Genomic DNA, 24,769 nt, shown 5'->3' on the forward strand with positions numbered 1-24,769 from the left:
CTCACTCAGACGATCTTGGACACGACCGCGGTGGCTCCGTCGATGTGCACGACGGTCACGTGGTCGCCAGGTTCGTAGACATCGTTCTCGTTGTAGGGCCGCGCCGTCCAGATCTCGCCGTCGAGCTTGACCTGGCCCGCGTGCCGGGCGACCTGGTCCAGCACCAGCGCACTCTTGCCCTCCAGCGCCCTGACCGGCTCGGGCAGCCCGGTGCCGGCGTTCATCCTGCGCCGCAGCGCCGGGCGCACCCCGACCAGCAGCAGCAACGCCACCACCAGGAAGACCAGCCCGTCGGCCCACACCGGCCAGTCCAGCAGCCAACTCGATCCGGCGGCCGCGAGCGCGCCACCGCTGAGCATCAGCAGGAACAGGTCGCCGGTCAGCGCCTCGGCCCCGGCCAACGCCAATGCTGCGATCAGCCAGATCAGCGGTACGGGCATGGCGCCAGCCTAGCGCGCAGGTCCCCTCGCGAGCGGCTAACAACTACACTGCAGCCATCATGTGGTGTCCCAGTGTTTCGCTGTCGGTGTGGGCCAACTCCTGGCTGGCCGGCGCTGCTGCGCCCGACGACGTCCTGGATGCGTTATCCCAATGGACGCCAACGCATTCGGTGACGGCTTACGATTCCGTCGCCGCCGAGCGGACCGGGCTGCCGTGGCCGGATCTGGACAATGCCGGAGCGATGTCACTGCTGCAGACGATGCGCACGGTGGCCCGCGCGGCCGGGGTGCAGCCTTCGATCGCCCTCGCGTTGCCGGTGCCCGGCGACGTCCGCGGCCTGCCACCGGGAACCCAGTTCGGGCGCGACGCGATCGCGGCGGGCGAGGCGATCATCGTCGGGGACGCCGGCGCCGCGATCGGTATGGTCCCCGACTTCGAATACCCGGACGACTATGCGGACTCCCCCGACGGCGACGACTACGAGTTCGAGCCCGAACTGTGCGGATTGTCCTGGACGGTCTATTCGCTCGATAAACTGCCGGTGACCGCCCCCAGCGATCTCGGCGGCGCCGAGTACACGCTGCGCGACGCGGTGCGCTCGGCCGCCGACGCACTCGGTGCGCTGCGGGCCGGAGCGTCGGGCGCCGACGTCGCCGATCCGCGCAGGCTCGTCGAGCAGGTTCTCGAACCGACTCGGGCGCACCGCATCCCCGATCACGCCCCGGTGCGTGCGGTACGGGTGCTCGAGAACGCCGCGCACGTGGACGCGATCATCACCGTCAGCTCGGGACTGATCCCGATCGGTCTGCAGAGCTCCTCTGAGGTTCAGCTCGCCAGCGACGCCCTGCGCCCGTTGGCCGGGGTGGTCCGTTCGGCGCGACTGGCCGCCGTGGACGCGATCCTGCAGTCCGCCTGGCGGGGTTAGGAACTGCTGCACGCAGCGGTGCACAGCGCGCCGTTGACGCTGCAGCCGTAGCCCGGCACCGGGTCGGGGCCGTCGACACGGGCCGCGGGCAACCCGCGCTGCAGTTCGTCCATCAGATCGACTGCCAGCCGGGCGAATCCGGGGCTGCTGTTCGGTGTCGACGCGCGCGCCAGGGCGATCCCCGCCTCGGCGGCCTGCTCGGCCAGTTCGGTGTCGAGATCCCACACCACCTCGATGTGGTCGGCGACGAAACCCACCGGGCAGACGATCACCGCCTTCGACCCGTCGCGCGCCAGTGCGTCGAGGTGATCGCCCACATCGGGCTCCAGCCACGGCACCTGCGGCGGGCCCGACCGGGACTGCCACACCTGGTCGAAGTCCTGGTAGCCGGCCGCGGCAGCGACGAGTCGCGAGGTGTAGCCGACCTGACGTTCGTAGAGGTCCGGGCCGCACCGAGACGCGGCGCGCAGCGGAATCGAGTGCGCGGTGAACACCAGGCGGGCCTCATCGCGCAGTTTCTCCGGCAGGGTCGCCGCGGCGTCGCGGATCGCGTCGGCGAACATCGCGATCAGCAGCGGGTGGTCGAAGTACTGGCGAAGCTTCGTCAGTTCCGGCGCTTCCGGGCCGACGGCGGTGCGGGCCCGGGTGATGTCCTCCTGATACTGCGTGCAGCCCGAGTAGCCGCCCCACGCGGAGGTGGAGAACACCGCGGCCCGGCGAATACCGTTGTCGCGCATGTGCGCAACGGTGTCCTCGACGAAGGGTTCCCAGTTGCGGTTGCCGAAGTAGACCGGCACCTCCATGCCGCGCCGGGCCAGCTCGGCCTCGATCTGCACGATCAGGTCGCGATTGATCCCGTTGATCGGTGACACACCACCGAAATGCAGATAGTGCTCGGCGACGCTGGCCAACCGCTCGCGCGGGATACCCCGCCCCATGGTGACGTTCTCGAGGAACGGCATCACCTGCTCGGGCCCCTCGGGTCCGCCGAAGGACAGGAGCAGCAGCGCATCGAAAGCGCCGGCCGTAGTCATTGGTTCCTCGCGCGAGCGCTCGTCACAGCAGCTGGGTGCTCGCTCCACCGTCGGCGAAGATCACGGTGCCCGTGGTGGCCGGCAGCCAGTCGGACAGCAGCGCGCACACGGTCCGCGCGACCGGAGTCGGATCCTTCATGTTCCACCCCAGCGGTGCGCGCTGATCCCAGCCCTCCTCGAGCAGCTGCATCTGCGCGCCGGCCTCCTCGCCGAGCGCACCACCGACGATGGCGCTCATCGCCAACGTCCGGATCGGGCCGGCAGCAACGAGATTGGAGCGCACCCCGACCTTACCCGCCTCGCGCGCGACGAATCGGTTCACCGACTCCAGCGCGCTCTTGGCGACCGTCATCCAGTTGTAGGCCGGCATGGCCCGGGTCGGGTCGAAGTCCATGCCGACGATGCCGCCTCCGGGGTTCATGATCGGCAGCACGGCCTTGGCCAGCGACGCGTACGAGAAGGCGGAGATGTGGATGCCCTTGGCGACGTCCTCGTAGGGCGCGTCGAAGAAGGGGTTGATGCCCATGCCGGTCTGCGGCATGAAGCCGATGGAGTGCACCACACCGTCGAGCTTGTTGCCTTCACCGATCTCCGCGGTGACCCGATCGGCCAGCGAGTCGAGGTGCTCGGTGTTCTGCACGTCGAGCTCGATCAGCGGCGCCGGATTCGGCAGCCGGTCGGCGATGCGGCGGATGAGCTTCATCCGGTCGAACCCGGTCAGCACCAGCTCGGCGCCCGCCTCCTGCGCCACCTTGGCGATGTAGAACGCGATCGAGCTGTCGGTGATGATCCCCGTGACGAGGATCCGTTTTCCGTCGAGAAGGCCTGCCATGTTCACCTGTCCTGTTCTGTCCTAGTGGCCCATGCCCATGCCGCCGTCGACCGGGATCACCGCACCGGAGATGTAGCCGGCGTCCTCGGAAGCCAGGAAGCTGACCACGCCGGCGACCTCGGCGGCGGTGCCGACCCGCTTGGCGGGAATGAACTCCAACGCGCCCTTCTGGATTCGTTCGTCGAGTGCGCGGGTCATATCGGTGTCGATGTAGCCGGGAGCCACCACGTTGGCGGTGACACCGGCCTTGGACACCTCGCGGGCGATCGAGCGGGCCATGCCGATCAACCCCGCCTTGGAGGCGGCGTAGTTGGCTTGATTGCCGATGCCCCAGGTGCCCGAGACAGATCCGATGAAGATCATCCGGCCGAATCGGTTGCGCTGCATCGTGCGGGCGGCCCGCTGTGCCACCCGGAAGGCGCCGGTGAGGTTCGCGTCGATGACGGTCTGGAACTTCTCCTCGGTCATCCGCATGAGGAAGGCGTCGGCCGCCACACCCGCGTTGGACACCAGCACCTCGACCGCGCCCTGGTGCTCCTCGACCTGCTTGAACGCGCGGTCGACGGACTCGCTGTCGGTGACGTCGCACTCGACGCCGAACAGTCCGTCAGGGACGCCCGACCCGCGGTGGGTCACGGCAACCTTGTGCCCGTCGGCCGCGAGGCGCTGCGCGATGGCCAGACCGATACCCCGGTTGCCACCGGTCACCAGCACCGAGCGGGACACGAATTCCGGCCGGGTCGAAGTCATGCCCGTCAACTTAGTCGGTGCGGTCGGCTTGTCACCAAACGCCCCACTCAGGTGGGCAGCCTGCGGTTGATCAGTAGCGCGGCCAGCGCGGCGCCGGCGAGTACGAGGGCGCCCAGCCGCAGCCAGCCCACGCTCGCATCTCCCTTGATGGTCTCGTAGCCGATCTGTTCCTGCAGGTTGGTGAACACTTCCTTGAGCTGTTCGAGGCTCGACGCGGTGAACGCGTCGCCGCCGGACAGGTCGGCGATCTTCTTGAGCATCTCGTCGTCGACGGGCACGGGCTGACGCTGGTCGTTGATCTCGACGTAGCCGTAGGGCGTGCCGAACGACACCGTCGAGATCGGGACGCCCTGGTCCTTGGCGGTCCGCGCCGCGGTGTAGGCGCCCTTCGGGTTGTCCGGGTTCGACGGAACCGTCTCCTTGCCGTCGGACATCAGCACGACGCGCGCGGGCGGGGGTTCGTCCCCACCGCCGATGACGGCGCCGACGGTCGCGACCGCCTGCAGCGCGGTGAAGATGCCTTCACCGGTCGCGGTCCGGTCGGCCAGCTGCAGCTTGTCGATCGCGTTCTTGGTCGCCTCTCGGTTGGTGGTCGGCGAGACGAGAACGGTGGCGGTACCGGCGTAGGAGATCAAGCCCAGGTTGATGCCGGGGGTCAGCTGGTCGGCGAACTGCTTGGCCGCCTCCTGGGCGGCCGCGAGCCGGTTGGGGGCGACGTCGGTGGCGCGCATGGACTGCGAGACGTCGATGACGAGCATCACCACCGCGCGGTTGCGCGGGATACGCACGTCGTGGGTCGGTCCGGCCATCGCGACGGTGAAGAACGTCAGCGAGAGGATCAGCAGGATCGCGGGCAGGTGGCGCAACCGGCTGGGCCGCTTGGGCGCCACACTCTCGAGCAGCTCCATGTTGGCGAAGCGCAGCATCCGCCGCTGCCGGGACAGCTGCACCACGATGTAGAGCCCGATGAGACCGAGCACCACGAGGAAGAACAGAAAGAACCACGGGTGTTCGAAGCCCGACAGCGACATCGGTCCGAGCAACGGTAAAGTCATGTCCTACTTGTCTTTTCGTCGTTTCGTACGGCTACCGGGCCGCGAGGGCGCCGCGGCGCCGGCTCGCGACGAACCGCACCACATCGGCGATCCAGTCGCGGTCGGTGCGCAACGTCAGCAGCGGTGCGTCGCACCGGCGCAGCGTACGCGCCACATCGGCACGATGGGCTGCAGCGGCCTTCTCGAAATCGGTGCGCAGCTGTTCGTCGATGGTGAACTCACGGGTCCGGCCCGTCTCGGTGTCCTGCAGCACGACATCGCCGACCGGAGGCAGCTCGACGTCGCGCGGATCGAGGATCTCGATGCCGAGCACCTCGTGGCGTCCCGCGATGGCCCGCAGCGGGCGCATCCAGTTGATCGGCCCGAGGAAGTCGCTGATGATCACCGCCATGCCGCGGCGGCGCTCCGGCCTGCGCAGCGCGTCGATCGCCGCCGCCAGATCGCCGCGGACTCCGACCGGTGCGCGCGGGATGGTGGCGATCGCCCGTAGCAGCTCCTGCTCGTGCATGCGACCCGAGAGGGCGGGCACGCGACGCGTCGTCTCGCCGTTGGAGATGATGGCGCCGATCCGATTGCCGCCGCCGCTGTTGAGGAACGCGATCGACGCCGCGGCGGCCACCGCGAGGTCCCGCTTCTCGCACCCGGTCGTGCCGAAGTCGAGGCTGGCGGACACGTCGACCACCAGCCAGGTCTCCAACTCGCGGTCGGCGATCATCTGCCGAACGTGCGGGTGGGTCGTGCGGGCGGTGACCGACCAGTCCATCCGGCGCACGTCGTCGCCGGGCTGATAGATCCGCGACTCCCCCGGTTCGGACCCCGGCCCCGGCAGCAGACCGAGGTGGTCGCCGTGGAGCACACCGTCGAGCTTGCGGCGGACCGTGAGCTCCAGCTTGCGCAGCGCCGCCGTCAGCGCCGGGTCGCGGATCTCCCCGCGCTTCATCGACGGCAGGTCGACGGTGCGGCCGGACGACGAAATGGGAGCCACCTGGTCAGCGGCCGTTCGCCGCGGCCGCTCCGGCCGGGACGACGGGTGGAGCCGAATGACCCTGCTGCGGAATGGCATTCACCTGCGGCAGCGCCACGGTCTGCAGGATGCGGTTGACCACCGTCTCGGCGGAGATCTCATCGGCCAGCGCGTCGTAGGTGAGCACCAGGCGGTGGCGCAGGACGTCGGGGATGACCTCGACGACGTCCTGCGGGATCACGTAGTCGCGGCCACGGACCAGCGCCAGCGCGCGGGCCGCGGCGATGATGCCCAGTGAGGCACGCGGCGAGGCGCCGTAGGCGATCCACGCCTTGGCGTCGGGCATGCCGAACTTCTCCGGCTCGCGCGTTGCGGTGACCACACGCACCACGTAGTCGACCAGCGCGTGATGCACGAAGTTGTTCGCCGCGACGTCCTGGAGGCGCTGCAGGTCGCCGGTGTTGAGGATCTGCTTGGGCTCCGGCGGCTTGACGCCCATCCGGTAGATGATCTCGCGCTCTTCCTCCGGCGTCGGGTAGTCGACGTTGAGCTTGAACAGGAAGCGGTCGCGCTGCGCCTCGGGGAGTTGGTAGACGCCCTCCTGCTCGATCGGGTTCTGCGTGGCCATCACCAGGAACGGGCTGGGCAGCGGGAACGTCTTGCCGCCGATGGAGATCTTGCGCTCGGCCATCACCTCGAGCAGTGCCGACTGCACCTTGGCGGGCGCACGGTTGATCTCGTCGGCGAGCAGGAAGTTGACCACCACGGGCCCGAGCTCGATGTCGAACTCCTCCTTGCCCTGCCGGTAGATCCGGGTGCCGATGATGTCGGTGGGCACCAGGTCGGGGGTGAACTGGATACGCGCGAACGTGCCGCCGACGACCTTGGCGAACGTCTCGACGGCCAGCGTCTTGGCCACGCCGGGCACACCCTCGAGCAGCACGTGCCCCTTGGCCAGCAATCCGACGAGCATGCGCTCGACGAGCTGGTCCTGGCCCACGATGATCCGCTTGACCTCGAAGATCGCCCGCTCCAGCGTGTGCACCTCGTGCTGCAGGCCGCCATTTGTCTGCGCGGGAGCCGACGGGGCGGGAGCGGCGTGCGCGCCTGCGGAGTAGCCCTGGCCCTGGCCCGGCGCCTGTCCGGGGAATCCTCCAGAGCCCTGCGGCGGCCCACTCGGTGAGGTCATCAACGTTCCTTCCACATGCGCAGTACCTGCTGGTCTGTGCGGCGCCGGCCGAAGTTGACCGGACACCCGCCGTCAACTATTCCAGGCGCCTCGGAATCCGTCGACGCCGCCCGAATTAACTCAGCCGCTACTCAGGATTCGATGATGCGCGCCGCATAGGGCTGCATGCCCGAGGTCCGCACCGGACTCACGGTCACTTTGCCGGCGCTACCCGAGGCCTCGAGCATCTTGCCGCCGCCGAGGTACATCGCGACGTGCTGGCTGCCGCCGGGACCCCAGAACAGCAGGTCGCCGCGCTTGGCCTGGGAGATGGGCACCTTGCGGCCGGTGTTGTACTGATCGCCGGAGTACTTCGGGATCAGCACACCGACTCCGGCGTACGAGAATTGGGTGAAGCCCGAACAGTCGTACCCGACGGTGTTGGCGCCCGAGTCGATGCCGCGGCTGGGTCCGGTGGGCTTGCCGCCGCCCCACGAGTACGGCACCCCCATCTGGCTGCCGCCGCGCCGGATGACGTACTCGATGGCCGCCGGCCCGCGGACGACGCCGGGCGCGACGCTGGTCGGGTCAGCGGGTGCAAGGCCGAGGCTCTGCAGGAACTTGTGCCCGAGGTTCATCGTGACCTGGGTGGCCTGCGCGGTGGCGGCCAGCGACGCGTTGGCGATGGCGAGCGGATCACCGGGGGCGCCGGCGCTGATCAGTTTGGGCAGCGTGGGATCCCACTGCCCGGCCTCCGGCTGGGCAGTAGCGGGCGAGGCCGCGCCGATCAGCACCGCGACCGCGGCGGCGAGCGAGACGACAAGGCGACGCAGCGTGATCACCACTCGATCATTCGGGTCACGAACGGCGTCATGCCGCTGGTACGCACCGGGGAGATCTTGACCACCGAACCGGTGTAGGGGGCCTCCAGCATCTGCCCGTTGCCGAGGTACATCGCGACGTGCTGGCTGGCGTTGGGGCCGTAGAAGATCATGTCGCCGCGCCGCATCTGCGCCGACGGCACCTTGCGCCCGGCGTTGTACTGCGAGCCCGAGTAGTGGTCGAGCTTGATGCCGACGCCGGCGAACATGTACAGCATCAGGCCCGAGCAGTCGAAGCCCACCGTGCCCGCGCCGGAGTCGATGCCGCGGCTCGGACCCGCGGCGTTGCCACCGCCCCAAGAGTAGGGCACACCCAACTGCGACATGCCGCGCTTGATCACGTACTCCGTGGCCTGCGGGCCGTTCGCGACGGGGATCGCGCCGTTCGTGATACCCGTCGGGGTCGGCAGCAGGCCGATGCTCTGCAGGAACTTGCGGCCGAGGTTCTGGGTCACCTCCACCGAGGTGGTGATGATCTTCAGGACCGCGTTGATGATCTGGATCGGGTCGCCGGAGACGAACGCGCTCGGGATCTGGGGCAGGGTCATGTCCCATGCGGTGTCGCGGTTGCCGGTACTGGGGTCGACATCCCAGTTCGGGTTGGCGCCCGACGGTGCCGGCTTGGCTCCCGCCCCTGCCGACCCGCCACCCGCGGCGGGCGACGACGGCGCCGAAAGCACTTGCGCCTGCTGGAGTTTCGCCTGGGCCTGGGCCCGCTCGGCGGTGAGTCGGTCGAGCTCGCTCTGCTGATCCTTGAAGGTCTGCTGGGCGTTGGTCAGTGCGTCGACCGCGCTGCGCTGGCTCGTCTCGGCGGCCTTGACCGCATCGTCGGCCTGCTGCTTGGCCAACCGCGCGGCAGACTCCTTGTTCACCTGCTCGGTGCGGGCCCGCGCCAGATCGGTCATGACTTTCTGGGAGCTCAGCGACAGCGCCTGCCCGGTGGCCGCGGTGTTGAGGATGTCGGCCGGATCCTTGGCGGTCAGGTAGGAACTCGACGGGCCGTTGACGTACATCGCGGCGGCGAATTCGTTGAAGCGGCCCTGCGCGGCGTCGATTGCCGCGTCGGCCTCTTTGACCCCGACCGCGCTGGCGTCGACCTGCTGCTGCGCCTTCTCGGCGTTCTCGCGTGCGGTGGCCACATCGAGGATCGCCTTGTTCACGCTCTCCTGCTGCGTCTGGATCGCCGCGCCGAGATCTTGCAGCTTCTGGTTGACGTTGGCCACCTCGGTGACGAGTTGGGCCAGGTCACCGTTGCCGGGTTGCGCTTGGGCGAGGTGCGGCGTCGTCATCACCATGCCGAACGCCAGCGACACCGCGCACAACCGGGTGGCGGGCGCGCCGCCAAGGGGGCGTCTCATTCGACTCAGGTCTCCTCAGGCTTTGCGCAGAAGTCACACAATGCACAACTGCAACTACAGGCACCGATTGCACCGTACGTCACATCTGACGCTAAAGAAACTTTAGCCACAAATTACAACAATGTAATTGCAATGGGCGTTATCAAACAGTGATGTTTGAATTAACGCGTGAGGCGGCTATTCCTCAATCGCTGCTGGTGGAGGCTGCGCTGGAGTCGGTCGACCGTTTGCCGTATTTCTGCAGCATGCGGGTCGCGACAGCGGCGATCAGCACCAGGAATACGAGCACAATCGTGAATGCTGTCCACGAAAAGTGCGGAGTGGTCAGCTCCCCCAGGAAATTCTTCGACGACTGCACCGGATCGCCGGTTCGGGCCAGGTCCTGGCCCGCCTCCAGCGTCGACCGGTCGAGCTGCGGACCGTAGGTGCCGGCGAAGGAGGGACTGAGCGCCAGCACCGTGGATCCGGGGTTCGCAGCACCGACGACGGTGGCGATGTCGCGCAGCGGGGTGTCGATCGGCGGGTTGTTCGCGATGACGACGATCTTGAGGTCGATGCCCTGTTGCTTCGCGTCTTCGACGACCTCGCGCAGCGCCGGCACGTCCGCCTGATCGGCGGGCGGCACGCTGATGCCGTCGTCCTTGACGTCGGCCTGAACCTGATCCATGTCGATCTCCGGCGGTATGTACGCCGGCAGGAACGGAATCACCTGCGGTCCGGTCACACGAGCACGGTACGCGACCCCCGAGGGTGGCGTAGCGCGCACACACCGACAAGACTGGAGGCCACCGTGGGATTCAATACAGGACAAGCGTACTGTTAAGGTGACAAACGCCGCCGACACAGCCCGTCGCGGCGATGATCAAGCCGGGAGTTGATGTGAGCAGCAAGAATTCATCCGTGAACTCGTTCGGAGCGAAAGACACGCTCGAGGTCGGAGACCGTAGCTACGAGATCTACCGTCTGGATGCCGTACCCGGCACCGAGAAGCTGCCCTACAGTCTCAAAGTCCTCGCCGAGAACCTGCTGCGCACCGAGGACGGCACCAACATCACCAAGGACCACATCGACGCGATCGCGAACTGGGACCCGTCGGCCGACCCCAGCATCGAGATCCAGTTCACCCCCGCGCGGGTGATCATGCAGGACTTCACCGGCGTGCCGTGCATCGTGGACCTGGCCACCATGCGCGAGGCCGTCGGCGATCTGGGCGGCGACCCGCAGAAGGTGAATCCGCTCGCTCCGGCGGACCTGGTGATCGACCACTCGGTGATCGCCGACCTGTTCGGCACCGCAAACGCCTTCGAGCGCAACGTCGAGATCGAATACGAGCGCAACGGCGAGCGCTACCAGTTCCTGCGCTGGGGTCAGGGCGCGTTCGACGACTTCAAGGTCGTGCCGCCCGGCACCGGCATCGTGCACCAGGTCAACATCGAGTACCTGGCCAGCGTCGTGATGGACCGCGACGGGGTGGCCTACCCGGACACATGTGTGGGCACCGACAGCCACACCACCATGGAGAACGGCCTCGGCGTGCTGGGCTGGGGCGTGGGCGGCATCGAGGCCGAGGCCGCGATGCTCGGCCAGCCGGTGTCGATGCTCATCCCCCGCGTGGTCGGCTTCAAGCTGACCGGCGAGCGGCGTGCCGGCGTGACGGCGACCGACGTGGTGCTGACCGTCACCGAGATGCTGCGCAAGCACGGCGTGGTGGGCAAGTTCGTCGAGTTCTACGGCGACGGCGTCGCCGAGGTGCCGCTGGCCAACCGCGCCACCCTGGGCAACATGAGCCCCGAGTTCGGCTCCACCGCAGCCATCTTCCCGATCGACGAGGTGACCATCGACTACCTGCGGATGACCGGCCGCAACGAGCAGCAGCTCGCGCTGGTCGAGGCCTACGCCAAAGCACAGGGCATGTGGCACGACCCGAGCCGGGAGCCGAAGTTCTCGGAGTACATCGAACTCGACCTGTCCGACGTGGTGCCCTCGATCGCGGGACCCAAGAGGCCGCAGGACCGCATCGCCCTCGACGACGCGAAGTCGGCGTTCCGCAAAGACATCCACAACTACGTCGGCGAGGAGAAGGAACAGGGCGAGTACTCCAAGCTCGATGAGGCGGTCGACGAGACGTTCCCCGGAAGCGATCCGATTGCGCTGTCGTCCGGCAACGGCGGCACACCGCCGCGGCACTCGGCGGCCGAGGGCGCCGAGGGCCGGCCGACCAATCCGGTGAAGGTCACCTCCGAGGAGCGCGGCGAGTTCATCCTCGACCACGGCGCCGTCACGATCGCCGCCATCACGTCGTGCACCAACACCTCCAACCCGGAGGTCATGCTCGGCGCCGCGCTGCTGGCCAAGAACGCCGTCGACAAGGGCCTGACCAGCAAGCCCTGGGTCAAGACCACGATGGCCCCCGGCTCGCAGGTGGTCACCGAGTACTACGAGAAGGCCGGACTGTGGCCCTATCTGGAGAAGCTGGGCTTCTTCCTGGTCGGCTACGGCTGCACCACCTGCATCGGCAACAGCGGGCCGCTGCCGGAGGAGGTCAGCAAGGCGGTCAACGACAACGACCTGTCGGTGACCGCGGTGCTGTCGGGCAACCGCAATTTCGAGGGCCGCATCAACCCCGACGTGAAGATGAACTACCTGGCCTCCCCGCCGCTGGTGATCGCCTACGCGCTGGCGGGCACCATGGACTTCGACTTCGAGACCGAGCCGCTCGGTCAGGACGAGTCCGGCAACGACGTGTTCCTCAAAGACATCTGGCCCACCCAGCAGGACATCAACGACACCATCGCCAACGCGATCAACACCGAGATGTTCGTGAAGAACTACTCCGATGTGTTCAAGGGCGACGAGCGCTGGCGCAATCTGCCGACGCCCAGCGGCGACACGTTCGAGTGGGACCAGGACTCGACCTACGTGCGCAAGCCCCCGTACTTCGACGGCATGCCCGCCGAGCCGGAGCCGGTCACCGACATCCACGACGCCAGAGTGCTTGCGCTGCTGGGCGATTCGGTGACCACCGACCACATCTCCCCTGCCGGCAGCATCAAGCCGGGGACGCCTGCCGCCCAGTATCTGGAGTCCCACGGCGTGGAGAAGAAGGACTACAACTCCTACGGTTCGCGGCGCGGCAACCACGAGGTGATGATCCGCGGCACCTTCGCCAACATCCGGCTGCGCAACCAGCTGCTCGACGACGTCTCGGGCGGCTACACCCGCGACTTCACCAACGGCGGCGAGCAGGCGTTCATCTACGACGCGGCGCAGAACTATGCGGCGCAGAACATTCCACTGGTGGTGCTCGGCGGCAAGGAGTACGGCTCGGGCTCGTCTCGCGACTGGGCCGCCAAGGGCACCAGCCTGCTCGGAGTGCGGGCGGTCATCGCCGAGTCGTTCGAGCGGATCCACCGCTCGAACCTGATCGGCATGGGCGTGATCCCGCTGCAGTTCCCCAACGGAGAATCAGCGTCGAGTCTCCGACTCGACGGCACCGAGACGTTCGAGATCACCGGGATCGAGGCGCTCAACGAGGGCAAGACGCCCAAGACCGTGCATGTGAAGGCGACCAAGCAGGGTGGGGACCCGGTCGAGTTCGACGCGGTCGTGCGCATCGACACCCCCGGCGAGGCGGACTACTACCGCAACGGCGGCATCCTGCAGTACGTGCTGCGCAACATGCTGAAGTCCTAGCAGCCATGCCGAGGGTGACCGACGATCATCTGGCGGCGCGCCGTCGTCAGATTCTCGACGGCGCCCGGCGGTGCTTCGCCGAGTACGGATACGACAGGGCAACCGTGCGGCGGCTCGAGCAGACGATCGGGCTCTCGCGCGGCGCCATCTTCCATCACTTCCGCGACAAGGACACGCTGTTCTTCGAACTGGCGCGTGAGGACGCGGAGCGGATGGCCGATGTGGCGGCGCGCGAGGGCTTGATCCAGGTGATGCGGGACATGCTGGCCGCACCCGATCAATTCGATTGGCTGGCAACGCGGTTGGAGATCGCTCGCAAACTGCGCAACGATCCGGCCTTCAGCCGCGGCTGGTCGGAACGGTCAGCGGAGTTGACCGCGGCCACCGCGGAACGGCTGCGCCGCCAGAAGCAGGCCGGACGCCTGCGTGACGACGTGCCCGGCGAGGTGCTGCGGACCTATCTGGAACTGGTGCTGGACGGGCTGGTCGCACGGCTCGCCTCCGGCGACGACCCCGAACGGCTCGGGGCCGTCCTGGATCTGGTCGAGGATTCCGTCCGTCAGCGCTGAGTCACCCGTCTGCGGTGATTGGGCCCGCCGCGGCTGCGCATCGTCGCACCCGCTTCCCGCAGCATGCTGTGCACCGAACCGTAGGAGTGGCCGGTCGTGGCCACCAGGGTCCGAATGCTGGCTCCCCCCTCGTAGGCGCTGCGGAGCTCGGTGATGAGCTGATCCCTGTCTTTGCCGTTCTTCTTCATTGACGCCCTCCCGCGCTGTGCAGGACCCGCATACCCAGCGCCGGAAGCGTTGAACCCGATCAGGCCAGCTCGATCAATTCCCGGTATTCATCGGACCAGAAGTCCTCGGTGCCGTCGGGAAGCAGGACCACCCGCTGCGGCTCCAGCGCCTCGGCTGCGCCCGGATCGTGGGTCACCAGTACCACCGCGCCTGCGTAGCTGCGCAGCGCGTCGAGCACCTGCTCGCGCGAGGCAGGATCGAGGTTGTTGGTCGGCTCGTCGAGCAGCAGCACGTTGGCCGTCGACGCGACCAGCCCGGCCAGCGCCAGCCGGGTCTTCTCGCCGCCGGACAGCGTGCCCGCGGGTTGCTCGAGCTGGGCGCCGCTGAACATGAACGCTCCCAGCAGGCCGCGCAGGTCCTGTTCCCCGGTGTCGGGAGCGGCGTGGCGGATGTTCTCCCACACCGACGCCATGTTGTCGAGGGTGTCGTGCTCCTGGGCGAAGTACCCGATCTTGAGCCCGTGCCCAGGTTCCAGCCCGCCGGCGTCCGGCTTCTCCACCCCGGCGAGCAGGCGCAGCAGCGTGGTCTTGCCGGCGCCGTTGAGGCCGAGCACGACGACGCGCGACCCGCGGTCGATGGCCAGGTCGAGGCCGGTGAAGATCTCCAGCGAGCCGTAGGTCTTGGTCAGCCCCTTGGCGATCAGCGGGGTCTTGCCGCACGGAGCCGGCGTCGGGAACTTGATGCGCGCCACCTTGTCGGCGACCCGCTCGTCGTCAAGCTCGGCGATCATCCGCTCGGCGCGGCGCAACATGTTCTGCGCGGCAACGGCTTTGGTGGCCTTGGCGCCCATCTTGGCCGCCTGGGCGCGCAGTGCCCCCGCCTTCTTCTCGGCGTTCGCGCGTTCGCGGCGCCGCCGCTGTTCGTCGGTGGCGCGGGCGTCGAGGTACTTCTGCCAGCCCATGTTGTACACGTCGACCTCGCCGCGGACCGCGTCGAGGAACCACACCCGGTTCACGACGTCGGAGAGCAGGCTGACGTCGTGACTGATCACCACCAGGCCGCCGGCGTGGCTCTGCAGGAAGGTGCGCAGCCAGCCGATCGAGTCGGCGTCGAGGTGGTTGGTGGGCTCGTCGAGCAAGAGCGTGGTGTCCGAGCCGGAACCGGTGTCCGACGCGGCGAACAGGATGCGCGCGAGTTCGACCCGACGCCGCTGGCCACCCGAGAGGGTGCGCAGCGGCTGGGTCAGGACGCGGTCGGGCAGTCCGAGGCTCGCACAGATCCGGCCCGCTTCGCTCTCGGCCGCGTAGCCGCCCAGAGCGGCGAAGCGTTCCTCGAGCTGACCGTACCGGCGCACCGCCTTGTCGCGGGCCGCGTCGTCGGCGACCTCGGCCATCAGCGCCTGCTGCTTCTCCAGCTCCGACAGCAGCGTGTCGAGCCCGCGCGCCGACAGCACCCGGTCGCGGGCCAGCTGGTCGAGGTCCCCTTCTTTGGGATCCTGGGGCAGGTATCCGATCTCGCCGGAGCGGCTGATCGTTCCGGCATAGGGCTCGCCCTCACCGGCGAGGATGCGCATCGTGGTGGTCTTGCCGGCGCCGTTGCGGCCGACCAGCCCGATCCGGTCACCCGGTTGCACGCGCAGCGCCGCTCCCTCGATCGCGAGCAGCGTGCGCGCTCCGGCGCGGACCTCGAGGTCCGTTGCGGTGATCACGCTGAAGCTCCTGAGAAGAACGAGGGCATGGCGAAACCCCATACCGCGGCTGACCTCAAAGGCTAGGGCAGCGGCGGCCCTGTGGCCAATCGGTTATTTGTCGTCGGTGAACAGCGCTGCGCGGTTCTCCTTACGGGCCGCGACGGCTTCCTCGAAGTTGCTGGTCAGCAGCCGTACGTAGAGCTGGCCGAGGCCTTCGGCCTGCATGTGGGCTTCCAGCGAGCCGGCATCGAGCCCACTCCACAGCGTGCGTTTGGTCAGCTCGGTTCCCGGCCGGGAGAACGCCGCGATCCGTTCGGCGATGTCGTAGCAGGCGTCGAGCAGCTCCTCGGCCGGGACCTGACGTGACACCAGACCGATGCGCTCGGCCTCCTCGGCGCTGACGTCGCGGCCGGTGAGCATGATCTCGAAGGCCCGCGAGGAACCGATCGCCCGCGGCAGCAGATAACTGAGGCCCAGTTCACTGGCGGTGAGGCCGTTGTTGATACCGGCGGCCCGGAAGTAGGCGTCGGCCGAGGCGACGCGGATGTCGGCCGCGAGTGCCAGGCACAGGCCCCCGCCGATGGCGGCGCCGTTGACGGCCGCGATCACCGGTTGGTGCATCTTGCGCAGGCCCAGGATGACGTCGTCGAGCACTTCCATCGAGCGCAGCCCGAACGTCGGGCGGGTCAGCCCGTCGACGTGCGGCACGGATCCGGCGGACTTGTGGTCGGCGCCGGAGGAGAAGCCGCGACCGGCCCCGGTGAGCACGACCGCGCGCACGTCGTTGTCGTAGGTGATCTCCTGCAGCGCGGCCCGCAGCGGCACCATGACGTCGAAGGCCATGGAGTTCATCCGCTCGGGGCGGTTCAGCGTCACCAGCGCCACGTGCGGCCGGGGCTTGTCGACGAGGACGAACTGTTCGCGCGCGCTCACGCCTGCACGTTATCGGGCGCGCGAACCGGGCGTCAGCCCTGGTTGTCGTCCTGTGCGGCGATCGCCGCGTCGATGTCGAACTCCTTGACCTTCTGCACGAGGTCTTCCAGCGCGGCGGGCGGCAGGGCGCCGGCCTGGTTGAACACCAGCTTGCCCTTCTTGAACGCCATCAGCGTGGGGATGGAGCGGATGTCCGCCGCGGCGGCGAGCTGCTGCTCGGCCTCGGTGTCGACCTTGGCGTACACGACGTCGGGATGCTTCTCCGACGACGCCTTGAAGGTCGGGGCGAACGCCCGGCACGGCCCGCACCACGACGCCCAGAAATCGACCAGCACGATCTCGTTGTCGTTGATGGTGGTGTTGAACTCTTCGGCGGTGATGTCTTTCGTAGCCACGATTTCCTCAACGTGTCGTGCGGTACGGGTGTTCCCGTCGGCGGATCAGCGGTACTCGGGGTTGGCGAAGTCATACCGGCAGCCCGCGTCCCATCCCGACCGGATGTTGCCGTGCGCCGGCACCCCGCCCGCCGTTTTCAGCAGCCGGGCGAGGTGCATCAGGTTCCACGTCATGAACGTGGTGTTGCGGTTCGTGAAGTCGTTCTCCGGTCCCCCTGAGCCGGGATCGAGGTACGACGGTCCAGGCCCAGCCTCGCCGATCCAGCCGGCATCCGCCTGGGGCGGAATGGTGTAGCCGATGTGCTGCAGCGTGTACAGCACGTTCTGGGCGCAATGCTTGACGCCGTCCTCGTTGCCGGTGATCAGGCACCCGCCGACGCGGCCGTAGTAGAGGTACTGCCCGGCGTCGTTGAGCAGGTGCGAGCCGCCGTAGAGCCGCTCGTGCACCTTCTTCATCACCGAACTGTTGTCGCCCAACCAGATCGGGCCGGCCAGCACCAGGATGTCGGCGGCGAGCAACTTCTCGAAGATCGCCGGCCAGTCGTCGGTGGCCCAGCCGTGCTCGCGCATGTCCGGCCACACGCCGGTGGCGATGTCGTGGTCGACAGCACGCACCACGTCGACGGCGACGCCGTGTTTCTCCATGATCGCGGTGCTGATGCGCACCAGGCCGTCGGTATGGCTCATCTCGGGTGACCGCTTGAGCGTGCAGTTGATGAACAACGCACGCAGATCGCTGAAGTCGAGGCTGAGATCGCTCATCGGGCGCTCCTGTCTTCGTGCCGTCGAGATGCAGTGCGCTGATGCGCGTCGAGCGTTACACGGAGCCCGGCGCGGTAATGGGCAGATGATGAAACATGTGCCGAAACCCGCGCCGAAACCCGAAGTCCTGATCTTCGACGTCAACGAGACCCTGCTCGACATCGAGACGCTGATGCCGGCGTTCGAGGATCTGTTCGGCGACGGGCAGGTGCTGCGCGAGTGGTTCGTGCAGCTGGTCATGTACTCCATGACGACGACTCTGGCCGGCTCCTACGTCGACTTCTTCACCCTCGGCCGCGGCGTCCTGCAGATGGTCGGCACGGTCCACGGCGTTCACGTCACCGACGAAGACTGGCAGCGCGTCGGGGAAGCTCTGAGGTCGATGCCGGCACATCCCGACGTCGCCGCCGGGCTTGCCACGATGCGCGACCGCGGTCACCGGCTGGTGACCTTGACGAATTCGCCGCCGGTCAGCGGGTCGCCCACCCCGCTGGAGCGGGCCGGCCTCAGCCGGTATGTCGAGCAGCAGTTCAGCGTCGACACGTTCACCACGTTCAAGCCGGCCACCCGGTTGTACACCGACGTCGCCGCAGCCCTCGGGGTGCGGCCCGCCGACTGCATGATGGTGGCCGCGCACGTGTGGGACACGATCGGCGCGCAGAGCGCCGGAATGCAGGGCGCATTCATCGCCCGGCCGGGCAACGCCGTCATCCCGGCGCTTCCGCAACCGACGGTCGTCGCGGCCGATCTGCGGGAGCTGGCCCGGCTGCTCGCCTGAACCGGGATCAGACGGTGAAGCCCAGCGCCCGCAGCTGCTCGCGGCCGTCCTCGGTGATCTTGTCCGGGCCCCACGGCGGGTTCCACACCCAGTTGATCTTGATGTCGTTGACCAGCCCTGCCCCGACGAGCGCCGTGCGGGACTGGTCTTCGATGACGTCGGTCAGCGGGCAGGCGGCCGAGGTCAGCGTCATGTCGATCAGCGCCACGTCGCCCCCGTCACCCTTCTCGACGTTCAGGCCGTAGACCAGACCGAGGTCGACGACGTTGATGCCGAGTTCGGGGTCGACCACATCGCGCATCGCCTCTTCGAGGTCGGCCAGGAATTCCTCGTTGGCCAGTGCACCTTCACTCATCAGTTCTCCTCCATCGAAGTCTCTTCGGGCCCGTGGGCCTGGGCCAGCGCTGCTTTGAACGCCGTCCACCCCAGCAGCGCGCACTTCACCCGCGCCGGGTACTTCGCGACACCGGCGAACGCGATGCCGTCGCCGAGCACGTCCTCGTCGCCGTCGATCCTGCCCCGCGACGACACCATCTCCGAGAACGCCGCCACCGTCTTCAGCGCATCCCCGACGGTCTGGCCGATCACCTGGTCGGTCAGCACCGACGTCGACGCCTGACTGATGGAGCAGCCCTGCCCGTCGTAGGAGATGTCGGTGACGGTCTCCCCGTCCTCGGACAGCGCCACCCGCAGCGTGACCTCGTCCCCGCAGGTGGGGTTGACGTGGTGCACCTCGGCGGCGAACGGTTCCCGCAGCCCGCGGTGGTGCGGGTGCTTGTAGTGGTCCAGGATCACTTCCTGGTAGATCTGCTCGAGCCTCACCCGAAGAACTCCACCGCCCGCCGGACCCCGGCCACCAGTCGGTCCACCTCGTCGGCGGTGTTGTACACCGCGAACGATGCCCGCGCGGTCGCCGCGATGCCGAACCGGCGGTGCAGCGGCCACGCGCAATGGTGCCCGACGCGCACCGCGACCCCGTCGTCGTCGAGCACCTGCCCGACGTCGTGGGCATGCACGCCGTCGACGACGAACGACACCGGCGACCCGCGATCGGTCATCGACGCCGGGCCGATGACGCGGACACCCTCGATCTCCGAGAGCCCGGCCAGGGCGGCGGCAACCAGCTCACGTTCGTGCTGCTCGACCGCCGGCATCCCGAGCGCGTCGAGATAACGGGCGGCTGCGGCCAGGCCGACCACCTGCGACGTCATCGGTGTGCCCGCCTCGAACCGCTGCGGGGCCGGCGCGAACGTCGTGGCCTCCATCGTCACGGTCTCGATCATCGAGCCGCCGGTGAGGAACGGCGGCATCGCCCCGAGCAGCGCCCGCTTGCCGTAAAGCACGCCGATCCCGGTGGGTCCCAGCATCTTGTGGCCGGAGAACGCCGCGAAGTCGACGTCGAGGGCGTGCAGGTCGACCGGCTGGTGCGGTACCGACTGGCAGGCGTCCAGGAGCACCAGAGCGCCGACCGCGCGGGCCCGCGCCACCAGTTCGGACACCGGCGCCACCGCTCCGGTGACGTTCGAATGATGGCTGAAGGCAACGATCTTCACGCGTTCGTCGAGCTCGAGCGAGTCCAGGTCGATGCGGCCTTCGTCGGTCACCGCGTACCACCGCAGCGTCGCACCCGTTCGCTGCGCGAGTTCCTGCCACGGCACCAGGTTCGCGTGGTGCTCGATCTCGGTGGTGACGATGACGTCCCCGGGCCCGACCGCATGGTCGAACCGCTTGTCCGCCAATGCATAGGCGACCAGGTTGATGGCTTCGGTGGCGTTCTTGGTGAACACCAGTTCGTCGGCGTCGGCGCCGACGAACGCCGCGATGTCCTCACGTCCCTGCTCGTAGGCGTCGGTCGCCTCCTCCATCAGTTGGTGGGCACCGCGGTGCACCGCGCCGTTGGAGGTGAGCAGGAACTCCCGCTCGGCGTCGAGCACAGCCAGCGGCTTCTGCGACGTCGCGCCGGAGTCGAGGTAGGCGAGTTGTCGGCCGCCGCGCATCACCCGCTGCAGGATCGGGAAGTCCGCCCTGATCGCGCTCAGGTCCAGCGTCCGCGCGACCGTCATGTCAGGCTCCGGCGGCAGCAGCCTGTGCAAAGCGCTCGTAGCCGTTCTCCTCGAGTTCGTCGGCCAACTCAGGGCCGCCGGACTCGATGATGCGGCCGTTGACGAACACGTGCACGAACTGCGGCCGGATGTAGCGCAGGATCCGCGTGTAGTGGGTGATCAGCAGCACGCCGGCGTCTTCGGTGTCGGCGTACCGATTCACGCCCTCGCTGACCACGCGCAGCGCGTCGACGTCCAGACCGGAGTCGGTCTCGTCGAGGATCGCGATCTTCGGCTTGAGCAGCCCGAGCTGCAGGATCTCGTGGCGCTTCTTCTCGCCGCCGGAGAAGCCCTCGTTGACGCTGCGTTCCCCGAAGGCCGGGTCGATGCCGAGGTCGGTCATCGCACCCTTGACCTCCTTGACCCAGTGCCGCAGTTTCGGGGCCTCACCGCGTACGGCGGTGGCGGCGGTGCGCAGGAAGTTCGACATCGAGACGCCGGGCACCTCGACCGGGTACTGCATGGCCAGGAACAGGCCCGCGCGGGCGCGCTCGTCGACGCTCATCTCGAGCACGTCCTGCCCGTCCAGCGTGATCGACCCGGAGGTCACGGTGTATTTCGGGTGCCCTGCGATCGCGTACGACAGCGTCGACTTGCCCGAGCCGTTCGGCCCCATCACCGCGTGGGTCTCCCCCGACTTCACGGTCAGGTTGACGCCCTTGAGGATCGGGATCTCGTCGCCCTCGGGAGTGATCACCGAGACGTGCAGGTCTTTGATGTCCAGAGTGGTCATGATCAGTTACTTCTCGCTTCGGTGATGGCCAGTTCTCGTTCGATGGCTTCGGTCAGACGTTCGCGGACAGACGGCACGGCGATCTTGGCGATGATCTCGTTGAAGAAGCCGCGGACCACCAGGCGCCGGGCCTGGTCCTCGGGGATGCCGCGCGCACGCAGATAGAACAGCTGCTCGTCGTCGAAACGTCCGGTCGCGCTGGCGTGTCCGGCGCCGACGATCTCCCCCGTCTCGATCTCGAGGTTGGGCACCGAGTCGGCCCGTGCTCCGTCGGTCAGCACCAGGTTGCGGTTGACCTCGAAGGTGTCGGTGCCGGCGGCCTCGGCCCGGATCAGCACGTCGCCCACCCAGACGGTGTGGGTGTCCGGCTTGCGCGACTCCGGTTCGCCCTGCAGGGCACCCTTGTACGTGACGTTGGAGCGGCAGTTCGGCTGAGCGTGATCGACCAGCAGCCGGGATTCGAAGTGCTGGCCGTCGTCGGCGAAGTACAGGCCCAGCAGTTCGGCGTCCCCGCCGGGCGCGGTGTACCGGACGCGGCCGGTTATCCGGACCACGTCACCGCCGAGGGTCACCGCGGCGTGGCGCAACACGGCGTCGCGGCCGAGTGCCGCGTGGTGGGTGCTGACGTGCACGACGTCGTCGGCCCAGTCGGCGATCCACACGACGCGCAGCGTCGCCGCGTCGCCGACCACGAACTCGACGTTGTCGGCGTACGTTCCACTGCCGCGTTGGTCGATCACGACGACGGCCTCGGCCAGCTCGCCGACCCGGATCTGCAGGTGCCCGTAGGCCGTGGCGCCCTCGCCGGGGCCGGTGATCGTGACCTCGATCGGGTCGCGCAGCACGGCGTTCTTCGGGACATCGATCAGCGTCGCGGAGGCGAACGACGAATACGCCTGCGCGGCAACCCGATCGGCCGGCGCACCCGCCTGGCCGAGGCGGGAGTCGTCGCGTGCGACCGTCTCCACGCGGACAGCATCAGGTGCGGCGACCTCGATGGTCGCGGTGCCGGTCGCCGTCGCGGAGCCGTCGTGCAGCCCGCGCAGCCGCTTGAGCGGGGTGAACCGCCAGATCTCGTCCCGGCCGCCGGGCACCTCGAACGCGTTGACGTCGAAGGAGGTGAAGATCTCACCCTTGTTCGCCGCCGACAGTGCCGAACCCTCCACTGCCTCGGTCAGATTCGTGCCCGCCACTAGCCGACCGCACCTTCCATCTGCAGCTCGATCAGCCGGTTGAGCTCCAGCGCGTACTCCATCGGGAGCTCCTTGGCGATCGGCTCGACGAAGCCGCGCACGACCATCGCCATCGCCTCGTCCTCGGTCAGCCCGCGGCTCATCAGATAGAACATCTGATCCTCGCTGACCTTGGACACGGTGGCCTCGTGGCCCATCGTGACGTCGTCCTCGCGGATGTCGACGTAGGGGTAGGTGTCGCTGCGGCTGATCGTGTCGACCAGCAGCGCATCGCATTTGACGCTCGAGCGTGACCCGTGGGCGCCCTTGTTGACCTGGACCAGCCCCCGGTAGGACGCCCGGCCGCCGCCACGCGCCACCGACTTGGACACGATGTTGCTCGACGTGTTGGGCGCCAGGTGCAGCATCTTGGCACCGGTGTCCTGATGCTGGCCCTCGCCGGCGAACGCCACCGACAGCACCTCGCCCTTGGCGCGCTCACCGGTCATCCACACCGCCGGGTACTTCATCGTGACCTTGGAGCCGATGTTGCCGTCGACCCACTCCATGGTCGCGCCCGCCTCGGCGCGGGCCCGCTTGGTCACCAGGTTGTAGACGTTGTTCGACCAGTTCTGGATCGTGGTGTAGCGGCACCGCCCGCCGGGCTTGACGACGATCTCGACCACAGCGCTGTGCAGCGAGTCGCTCTTGTAGATCGGCGCGGTGCAGCCCTCGACGTAGTGCACGTACGCGTCCTCGTCGACGATGATCAGCGTGCGCTCGAACTGGCCCATGTTCTCGGTGTTGATCCGGAAGTAGGCCTGCAGCGGGATGTCGACGTGCACACCCTTCGGCACGTAGATGAACGAACCGCCCGACCACACCGCCGTGTTCAGCGCGGAGAACTTGTTGTCGCCGGCCGGGATCACGGTGCCGAAGTACTCGCGGAACAGTTCCGGATGCTCACGCAGACCCGAGTCGGTGTCCAGGAAGATGACGCCCTGGGCTTCGAGGTCCTCCCGGATCGAGTGGTAGACCACCTCGGACTCGTACTGCGCCGCCACACCTGAGACCAGGCGCTGCTTCTCCGCCTCGGGGATGCCGAGCTTGTCGTAGGTGTTCTTGATGTCCGCGGGCAGGTCGTCCCACGTGGCGGCCTGCTTCTCGCTGGACCGCACGAAGTACTTGATGTTGTCGAAGTGGATGCCGTCGAGGTTGGAACCCCAGTTCGGCATCGGCTTCTTGTCGAAGGTGCGCAGCGCCTTGAGGCGGATGTCGAGCATCCACTGGGGCTCGCTCTTCTTCGCCGAGATGTCCCGGACGACCGCCTCCGACAGCCCGCGCTGCGCACTGGCCCCCGCGACGTCGGAGTCGGCCCAGCCGTAGCCGTACTTACCCAGGGAGGCGATGGTCTCCTCCTGGGTCAACGCCTCGGGCTTGACCTCCGGTGTGAGTGTCATTGCGACACACTCCTTTTGTTCGTGTCGGGGCTTCGGCGCGGGCCGTGCGCCGAAGCGGTCATGCGGTCGGATTCAGCGGGACGTGGGTGGTGCAGGCGCAGTCGCCGTTGACGATGGTCGCCAGCCTCTGCACGTGGGTACCCAACACCTCGGCCATCGCCTGCTGTTCGGCTTCGCAGAGTTCGGGGAATTCTTCGGCGACGTGCGAAACCGGACAGTGGTGCTGGCAGATCTGCACCCCCCGGACCGGACCGCGCACCTGCGTGGTGGTGGTCGCGTAGCCGGCACGGCTGAACGCGTCGGCGACCCGGTCGGCTGCGGCCTCGACGTCGTCGGGGCCCGCGCTCGGCGCGACCGGTTCGACACCGGCCAGGATCGTGTCGATGCGCCGACGAGCGAAGGTGTGCACCGCGTCGTCGCCGCCGATCTCGCGCAGCGCGCGCATGGCCGCCGACGCCAGGTCGTCGTAGGTGTGCTCGAGTTTGGCGCGGCCGGCCGCGGTGAGCTGGTAGCGCTTGGCGGGCCTCCCTCGGCCCTCCTGCTGCCACGCCGCGGCCGACTTCGCCTGGGCGTCGCCGGCCTCGATCAATGCGTCGAGGTGCCGGCGCACGCCGGCGGCCGAGAGCCCGAGGCGCTCCCCGATGCTGCCCGCCGTCGTCGGGCCCGACTCCAGCAGCAGCTTGACGATCGCCGTTCTTGTGTCACCGTCGGCGGCATGCGGCGGCACCGTGGAAGGCGCCGTCGACGGCCCCCTCGACGGCACGGTCGTGCCCTCCGGACGGATTTTCACAACACCAGTGTGACGCAATTCGAGGACCGGGTCCACTAAGGAGACCCTTAGCGGCACCGTCGCGATCATCACACCGCGATGGCGGAATGAGCGGGAATATCCGCCCGCTACGCTGC

26 protein-coding genes are annotated in these 24,769 nt (G+C 68.1%); 4 read left to right on the forward strand and 22 right to left on the reverse strand.

The window, feature by feature from the left end; all coding sequences use genetic code 11:
- Positions 1-5: 5 nt before the first annotated feature.
- On the reverse strand, positions 6-440 hold the full coding sequence (locus G6N45_RS19620) for an NfeD family protein (protein ID WP_057146411.1): 435 nt from the start codon (positions 438-440) through the stop codon (positions 6-8).
- Positions 441-499: 59 nt separating this feature from the next.
- On the opposite strand from G6N45_RS19620, the gene G6N45_RS19625 reads away from it, so the two are divergent.
- Positions 500-1,366 carry an Rv1486c family protein gene (locus G6N45_RS19625; RefSeq protein ID WP_163723827.1) on the forward strand — a complete coding sequence of 289 codons (867 nt, stop codon included), beginning with the start codon at positions 500-502 and terminating at the stop codon, positions 1,364-1,366.
- On the opposite strand, the gene G6N45_RS19630 is transcribed toward G6N45_RS19625, so the two are convergent.
- The 9 genes from G6N45_RS19630 to G6N45_RS19670 form a co-directional block, all read right to left on the reverse strand.
- On the reverse strand, positions 1,363-2,400 hold the full coding sequence (locus G6N45_RS19630) for a ferrochelatase (protein WP_163723829.1): 1,038 nt from the start codon (positions 2,398-2,400) through the stop codon (positions 1,363-1,365). The genes G6N45_RS19625 and G6N45_RS19630 overlap by 4 nt on opposite strands.
- Before the next feature lie 22 nt (positions 2,401-2,422).
- Positions 2,423-3,232 carry an NADH-dependent enoyl-ACP reductase InhA gene (gene inhA / locus G6N45_RS19635; RefSeq protein ID WP_057146413.1) on the reverse strand — a complete coding sequence of 270 codons (810 nt, stop codon included), beginning with the start codon at positions 3,230-3,232 and terminating at the stop codon, positions 2,423-2,425.
- 21 nt (positions 3,233-3,253) lie between these two features.
- Positions 3,254-3,982 carry a 3-oxoacyl-ACP reductase FabG1 gene (gene fabG1 / locus G6N45_RS19640; RefSeq protein WP_163723831.1) on the reverse strand — a complete coding sequence of 243 codons (729 nt, stop codon included), beginning with the start codon at positions 3,980-3,982 and terminating at the stop codon, positions 3,254-3,256.
- A 47-nt stretch (positions 3,983-4,029) separates the two neighbouring features.
- Positions 4,030-5,037 (reverse strand): VWA domain-containing protein, encoded by a 1,008-nt coding sequence (locus G6N45_RS19645; RefSeq protein ID WP_057146415.1) that lies wholly within the window; start codon positions 5,035-5,037, stop codon positions 4,030-4,032.
- A gap of 31 nt (positions 5,038-5,068) precedes the next feature.
- Positions 5,069-5,977 carry a DUF58 domain-containing protein gene (locus G6N45_RS19650; RefSeq protein WP_163728751.1) on the reverse strand — a complete coding sequence of 303 codons (909 nt, stop codon included), beginning with the start codon at positions 5,975-5,977 and terminating at the stop codon, positions 5,069-5,071.
- 49 nt (positions 5,978-6,026) lie between these two features.
- On the reverse strand, positions 6,027-7,190 hold the full coding sequence (gene moxR1, locus G6N45_RS19655; protein ID WP_163723833.1) for a chaperone MoxR1: 1,164 nt from the start codon (positions 7,188-7,190) through the stop codon (positions 6,027-6,029).
- A gap of 131 nt (positions 7,191-7,321) precedes the next feature.
- Positions 7,322-8,008, reverse strand: coding sequence for an NlpC/P60 family peptidoglycan endopeptidase RipB (gene ripB, locus G6N45_RS19660; protein WP_163728754.1), 687 nt, complete (start codon positions 8,006-8,008; stop codon positions 7,322-7,324).
- Positions 8,008-9,417: an NlpC/P60 family peptidoglycan endopeptidase RipA gene (gene ripA / locus G6N45_RS19665; RefSeq protein WP_407664342.1), complete on the reverse strand. Its 1,410-nt coding sequence runs from the start codon at positions 9,415-9,417 to the stop codon at positions 8,008-8,010. The genes ripB and ripA overlap by 1 nt, the downstream gene beginning before the upstream one ends.
- A gap of 175 nt (positions 9,418-9,592) precedes the next feature.
- Positions 9,593-10,132, reverse strand: coding sequence for an Rv1476 family membrane protein (locus G6N45_RS19670; protein WP_163723837.1), 540 nt, complete (start codon positions 10,130-10,132; stop codon positions 9,593-9,595).
- Between the two features lie 134 nt (positions 10,133-10,266).
- Here G6N45_RS19670 and G6N45_RS19675 point away from each other — a divergent pair, with 134 nt between their 5' ends.
- Together G6N45_RS19675 and G6N45_RS19680 are read left to right on the forward strand one after the other, a co-directional pair.
- Complete coding sequence (locus G6N45_RS19675) at positions 10,267-13,101, forward strand: aconitate hydratase (RefSeq protein WP_170312458.1); 2,835 nt, start codon at positions 10,267-10,269, stop codon at positions 13,099-13,101.
- Between the two features lie 5 nt (positions 13,102-13,106).
- Positions 13,107-13,670, forward strand: a complete 564-nt coding sequence (locus G6N45_RS19680) for a TetR/AcrR family transcriptional regulator (RefSeq protein WP_057146421.1) — start codon at positions 13,107-13,109, stop codon at positions 13,668-13,670.
- Here G6N45_RS19680 and G6N45_RS19685 read toward each other — a convergent pair.
- The 5 genes from G6N45_RS19685 to G6N45_RS19705 all read right to left on the reverse strand — a co-directional run bounded on the left by G6N45_RS19685 (position 13,661) and on the right by G6N45_RS19705 (position 17,618).
- Positions 13,661-13,858 (reverse strand): helix-turn-helix domain-containing protein, encoded by a 198-nt coding sequence (locus G6N45_RS19685; RefSeq protein ID WP_163723841.1) that lies wholly within the window; start codon positions 13,856-13,858, stop codon positions 13,661-13,663. The genes G6N45_RS19680 and G6N45_RS19685 overlap by 10 nt on opposite strands.
- Before the next feature lie 59 nt (positions 13,859-13,917).
- Positions 13,918-15,546, reverse strand: coding sequence for an ABC-F family ATP-binding cassette domain-containing protein (locus tag G6N45_RS19690; RefSeq protein ID WP_163723843.1), 1,629 nt, complete (start codon positions 15,544-15,546; stop codon positions 13,918-13,920).
- Between the two features lie 93 nt (positions 15,547-15,639).
- Positions 15,640-16,461: an enoyl-CoA hydratase gene (locus G6N45_RS19695; RefSeq protein ID WP_163723844.1), complete on the reverse strand. Its 822-nt coding sequence runs from the start codon at positions 16,459-16,461 to the stop codon at positions 15,640-15,642.
- Between the two features lie 32 nt (positions 16,462-16,493).
- Positions 16,494-16,856, reverse strand: coding sequence for a thioredoxin (gene trxA, locus G6N45_RS19700; RefSeq protein WP_057146425.1), 363 nt, complete (start codon positions 16,854-16,856; stop codon positions 16,494-16,496).
- A 45-nt stretch (positions 16,857-16,901) separates the two neighbouring features.
- Positions 16,902-17,618, reverse strand: coding sequence for a flavodoxin family protein (locus tag G6N45_RS19705; protein WP_163723846.1), 717 nt, complete (start codon positions 17,616-17,618; stop codon positions 16,902-16,904).
- A gap of 97 nt (positions 17,619-17,715) precedes the next feature.
- On the opposite strand from G6N45_RS19705, the gene G6N45_RS19710 reads away from it, so the two are divergent.
- On the forward strand, positions 17,716-18,396 hold the full coding sequence (locus G6N45_RS19710; RefSeq protein ID WP_264061248.1) for a haloacid dehalogenase type II: 681 nt from the start codon (positions 17,716-17,718) through the stop codon (positions 18,394-18,396).
- A gap of 7 nt (positions 18,397-18,403) precedes the next feature.
- Here G6N45_RS19710 and G6N45_RS19715 read toward each other — a convergent pair whose 3' ends face one another.
- The 7 genes from G6N45_RS19715 to G6N45_RS19745 are packed head-to-tail and all read right to left on the reverse strand — an operon-like array spanning position 18,404 to position 24,722.
- Positions 18,404-18,751, reverse strand: coding sequence for a metal-sulfur cluster assembly factor (locus G6N45_RS19715; RefSeq protein WP_163723848.1), 348 nt, complete (start codon positions 18,749-18,751; stop codon positions 18,404-18,406).
- Positions 18,751-19,218, reverse strand: coding sequence for a Fe-S cluster assembly sulfur transfer protein SufU (gene sufU, locus G6N45_RS19720; RefSeq protein ID WP_163723850.1), 468 nt, complete (start codon positions 19,216-19,218; stop codon positions 18,751-18,753). Before sufU ends, G6N45_RS19715 begins: the two co-directional genes overlap by 1 nt.
- Positions 19,215-20,459, reverse strand: a complete 1,245-nt coding sequence (locus G6N45_RS19725) for a cysteine desulfurase (RefSeq protein WP_163723852.1) — start codon at positions 20,457-20,459, stop codon at positions 19,215-19,217. The genes sufU and G6N45_RS19725 overlap by 4 nt, the downstream gene beginning before the upstream one ends.
- Before the next feature lies 1 nt (position 20,460).
- A complete protein-coding gene (sufC, locus tag G6N45_RS19730) occupies positions 20,461-21,231 on the reverse strand; it encodes a Fe-S cluster assembly ATPase SufC (protein ID WP_163723854.1) in 771 nt (256 codons plus the stop codon).
- Between the two features lie 2 nt (positions 21,232-21,233).
- Entirely contained in the window at positions 21,234-22,424 is a 1,191-nt protein-coding gene (gene sufD / locus G6N45_RS19735; protein WP_163723856.1) for a Fe-S cluster assembly protein SufD, read from the reverse strand.
- On the reverse strand, positions 22,424-23,863 hold the full coding sequence (gene sufB / locus G6N45_RS19740) for a Fe-S cluster assembly protein SufB (RefSeq protein ID WP_163723858.1): 1,440 nt from the start codon (positions 23,861-23,863) through the stop codon (positions 22,424-22,426). Before sufB ends, sufD begins: the two co-directional genes overlap by 1 nt.
- A gap of 58 nt (positions 23,864-23,921) precedes the next feature.
- A complete protein-coding gene (locus G6N45_RS19745; RefSeq protein WP_275998280.1) occupies positions 23,922-24,722 on the reverse strand; it encodes a helix-turn-helix transcriptional regulator in 801 nt (266 codons plus the stop codon).
- Positions 24,723-24,769: the final 47 nt, after the last annotated feature.

It is taken from the genome of Mycolicibacterium psychrotolerans (genome assembly GCF_010729305.1).
Classification (GTDB): Bacteria; Actinomycetota; Actinomycetes; order Mycobacteriales; family Mycobacteriaceae; genus Mycobacterium; species Mycobacterium psychrotolerans.

Bases quoted from the DNA above. Each gene is read 5' to 3' on its own strand.
- G6N45_RS19620 (WP_057146411.1), bottom strand. From the start codon at position 440: ATGCCCGTACCGCTGATCTGGCTGATCGCAGCATTGGCGTTGGCCGGG.
- G6N45_RS19625 (WP_163723827.1), top strand. From the start codon at position 500: ATGTGGTGTCCCAGTGTTTCGCTGTCGGTGTGGGCCAACTCCTGGCTG.
- G6N45_RS19630 (WP_163723829.1), bottom strand. From the start codon at position 2,400: ATGACTACGGCCGGCGCTTTCGATGCGCTGCTGCTCCTGTCCTTCGGC.
- inhA (WP_057146413.1), bottom strand. From the start codon at position 3,232: ATGGCAGGCCTTCTCGACGGAAAACGGATCCTCGTCACGGGGATCATC.
- fabG1 (WP_163723831.1), bottom strand. From the start codon at position 3,982: ATGACTTCGACCCGGCCGGAATTCGTGTCCCGCTCGGTGCTGGTGACC.
- G6N45_RS19645 (WP_057146415.1), bottom strand. From the start codon at position 5,037: ATGACTTTACCGTTGCTCGGACCGATGTCGCTGTCGGGCTTCGAACAC.
- G6N45_RS19650 (WP_163728751.1), bottom strand. From the start codon at position 5,977: ATGAAGCGCGGGGAGATCCGCGACCCGGCGCTGACGGCGGCGCTGCGC.
- moxR1 (WP_163723833.1), bottom strand. From the start codon at position 7,190: ATGACCTCACCGAGTGGGCCGCCGCAGGGCTCTGGAGGATTCCCCGGA.
- G6N45_RS19675 (WP_170312458.1), top strand. From the start codon at position 10,267: ATGATCAAGCCGGGAGTTGATGTGAGCAGCAAGAATTCATCCGTGAAC.
- G6N45_RS19680 (WP_057146421.1), top strand. From the start codon at position 13,107: ATGCCGAGGGTGACCGACGATCATCTGGCGGCGCGCCGTCGTCAGATT.
- G6N45_RS19685 (WP_163723841.1), bottom strand. From the start codon at position 13,858: ATGAAGAAGAACGGCAAAGACAGGGATCAGCTCATCACCGAGCTCCGC.
- G6N45_RS19705 (WP_163723846.1), bottom strand. From the start codon at position 17,618: ATGAGCGATCTCAGCCTCGACTTCAGCGATCTGCGTGCGTTGTTCATC.
- G6N45_RS19715 (WP_163723848.1), bottom strand. From the start codon at position 18,751: ATGAGTGAAGGTGCACTGGCCAACGAGGAATTCCTGGCCGACCTCGAA.
- G6N45_RS19725 (WP_163723852.1), bottom strand. From the start codon at position 20,459: ATGACGGTCGCGCGGACGCTGGACCTGAGCGCGATCAGGGCGGACTTC.
- sufC (WP_163723854.1), bottom strand. From the start codon at position 21,231: ATGACCACTCTGGACATCAAAGACCTGCACGTCTCGGTGATCACTCCC.
- sufB (WP_163723858.1), bottom strand. From the start codon at position 23,863: ATGACACTCACACCGGAGGTCAAGCCCGAGGCGTTGACCCAGGAGGAG.
- G6N45_RS19745 (WP_275998280.1), bottom strand. From the start codon at position 24,722: ATGATCGCGACGGTGCCGCTAAGGGTCTCCTTAGTGGACCCGGTCCTC.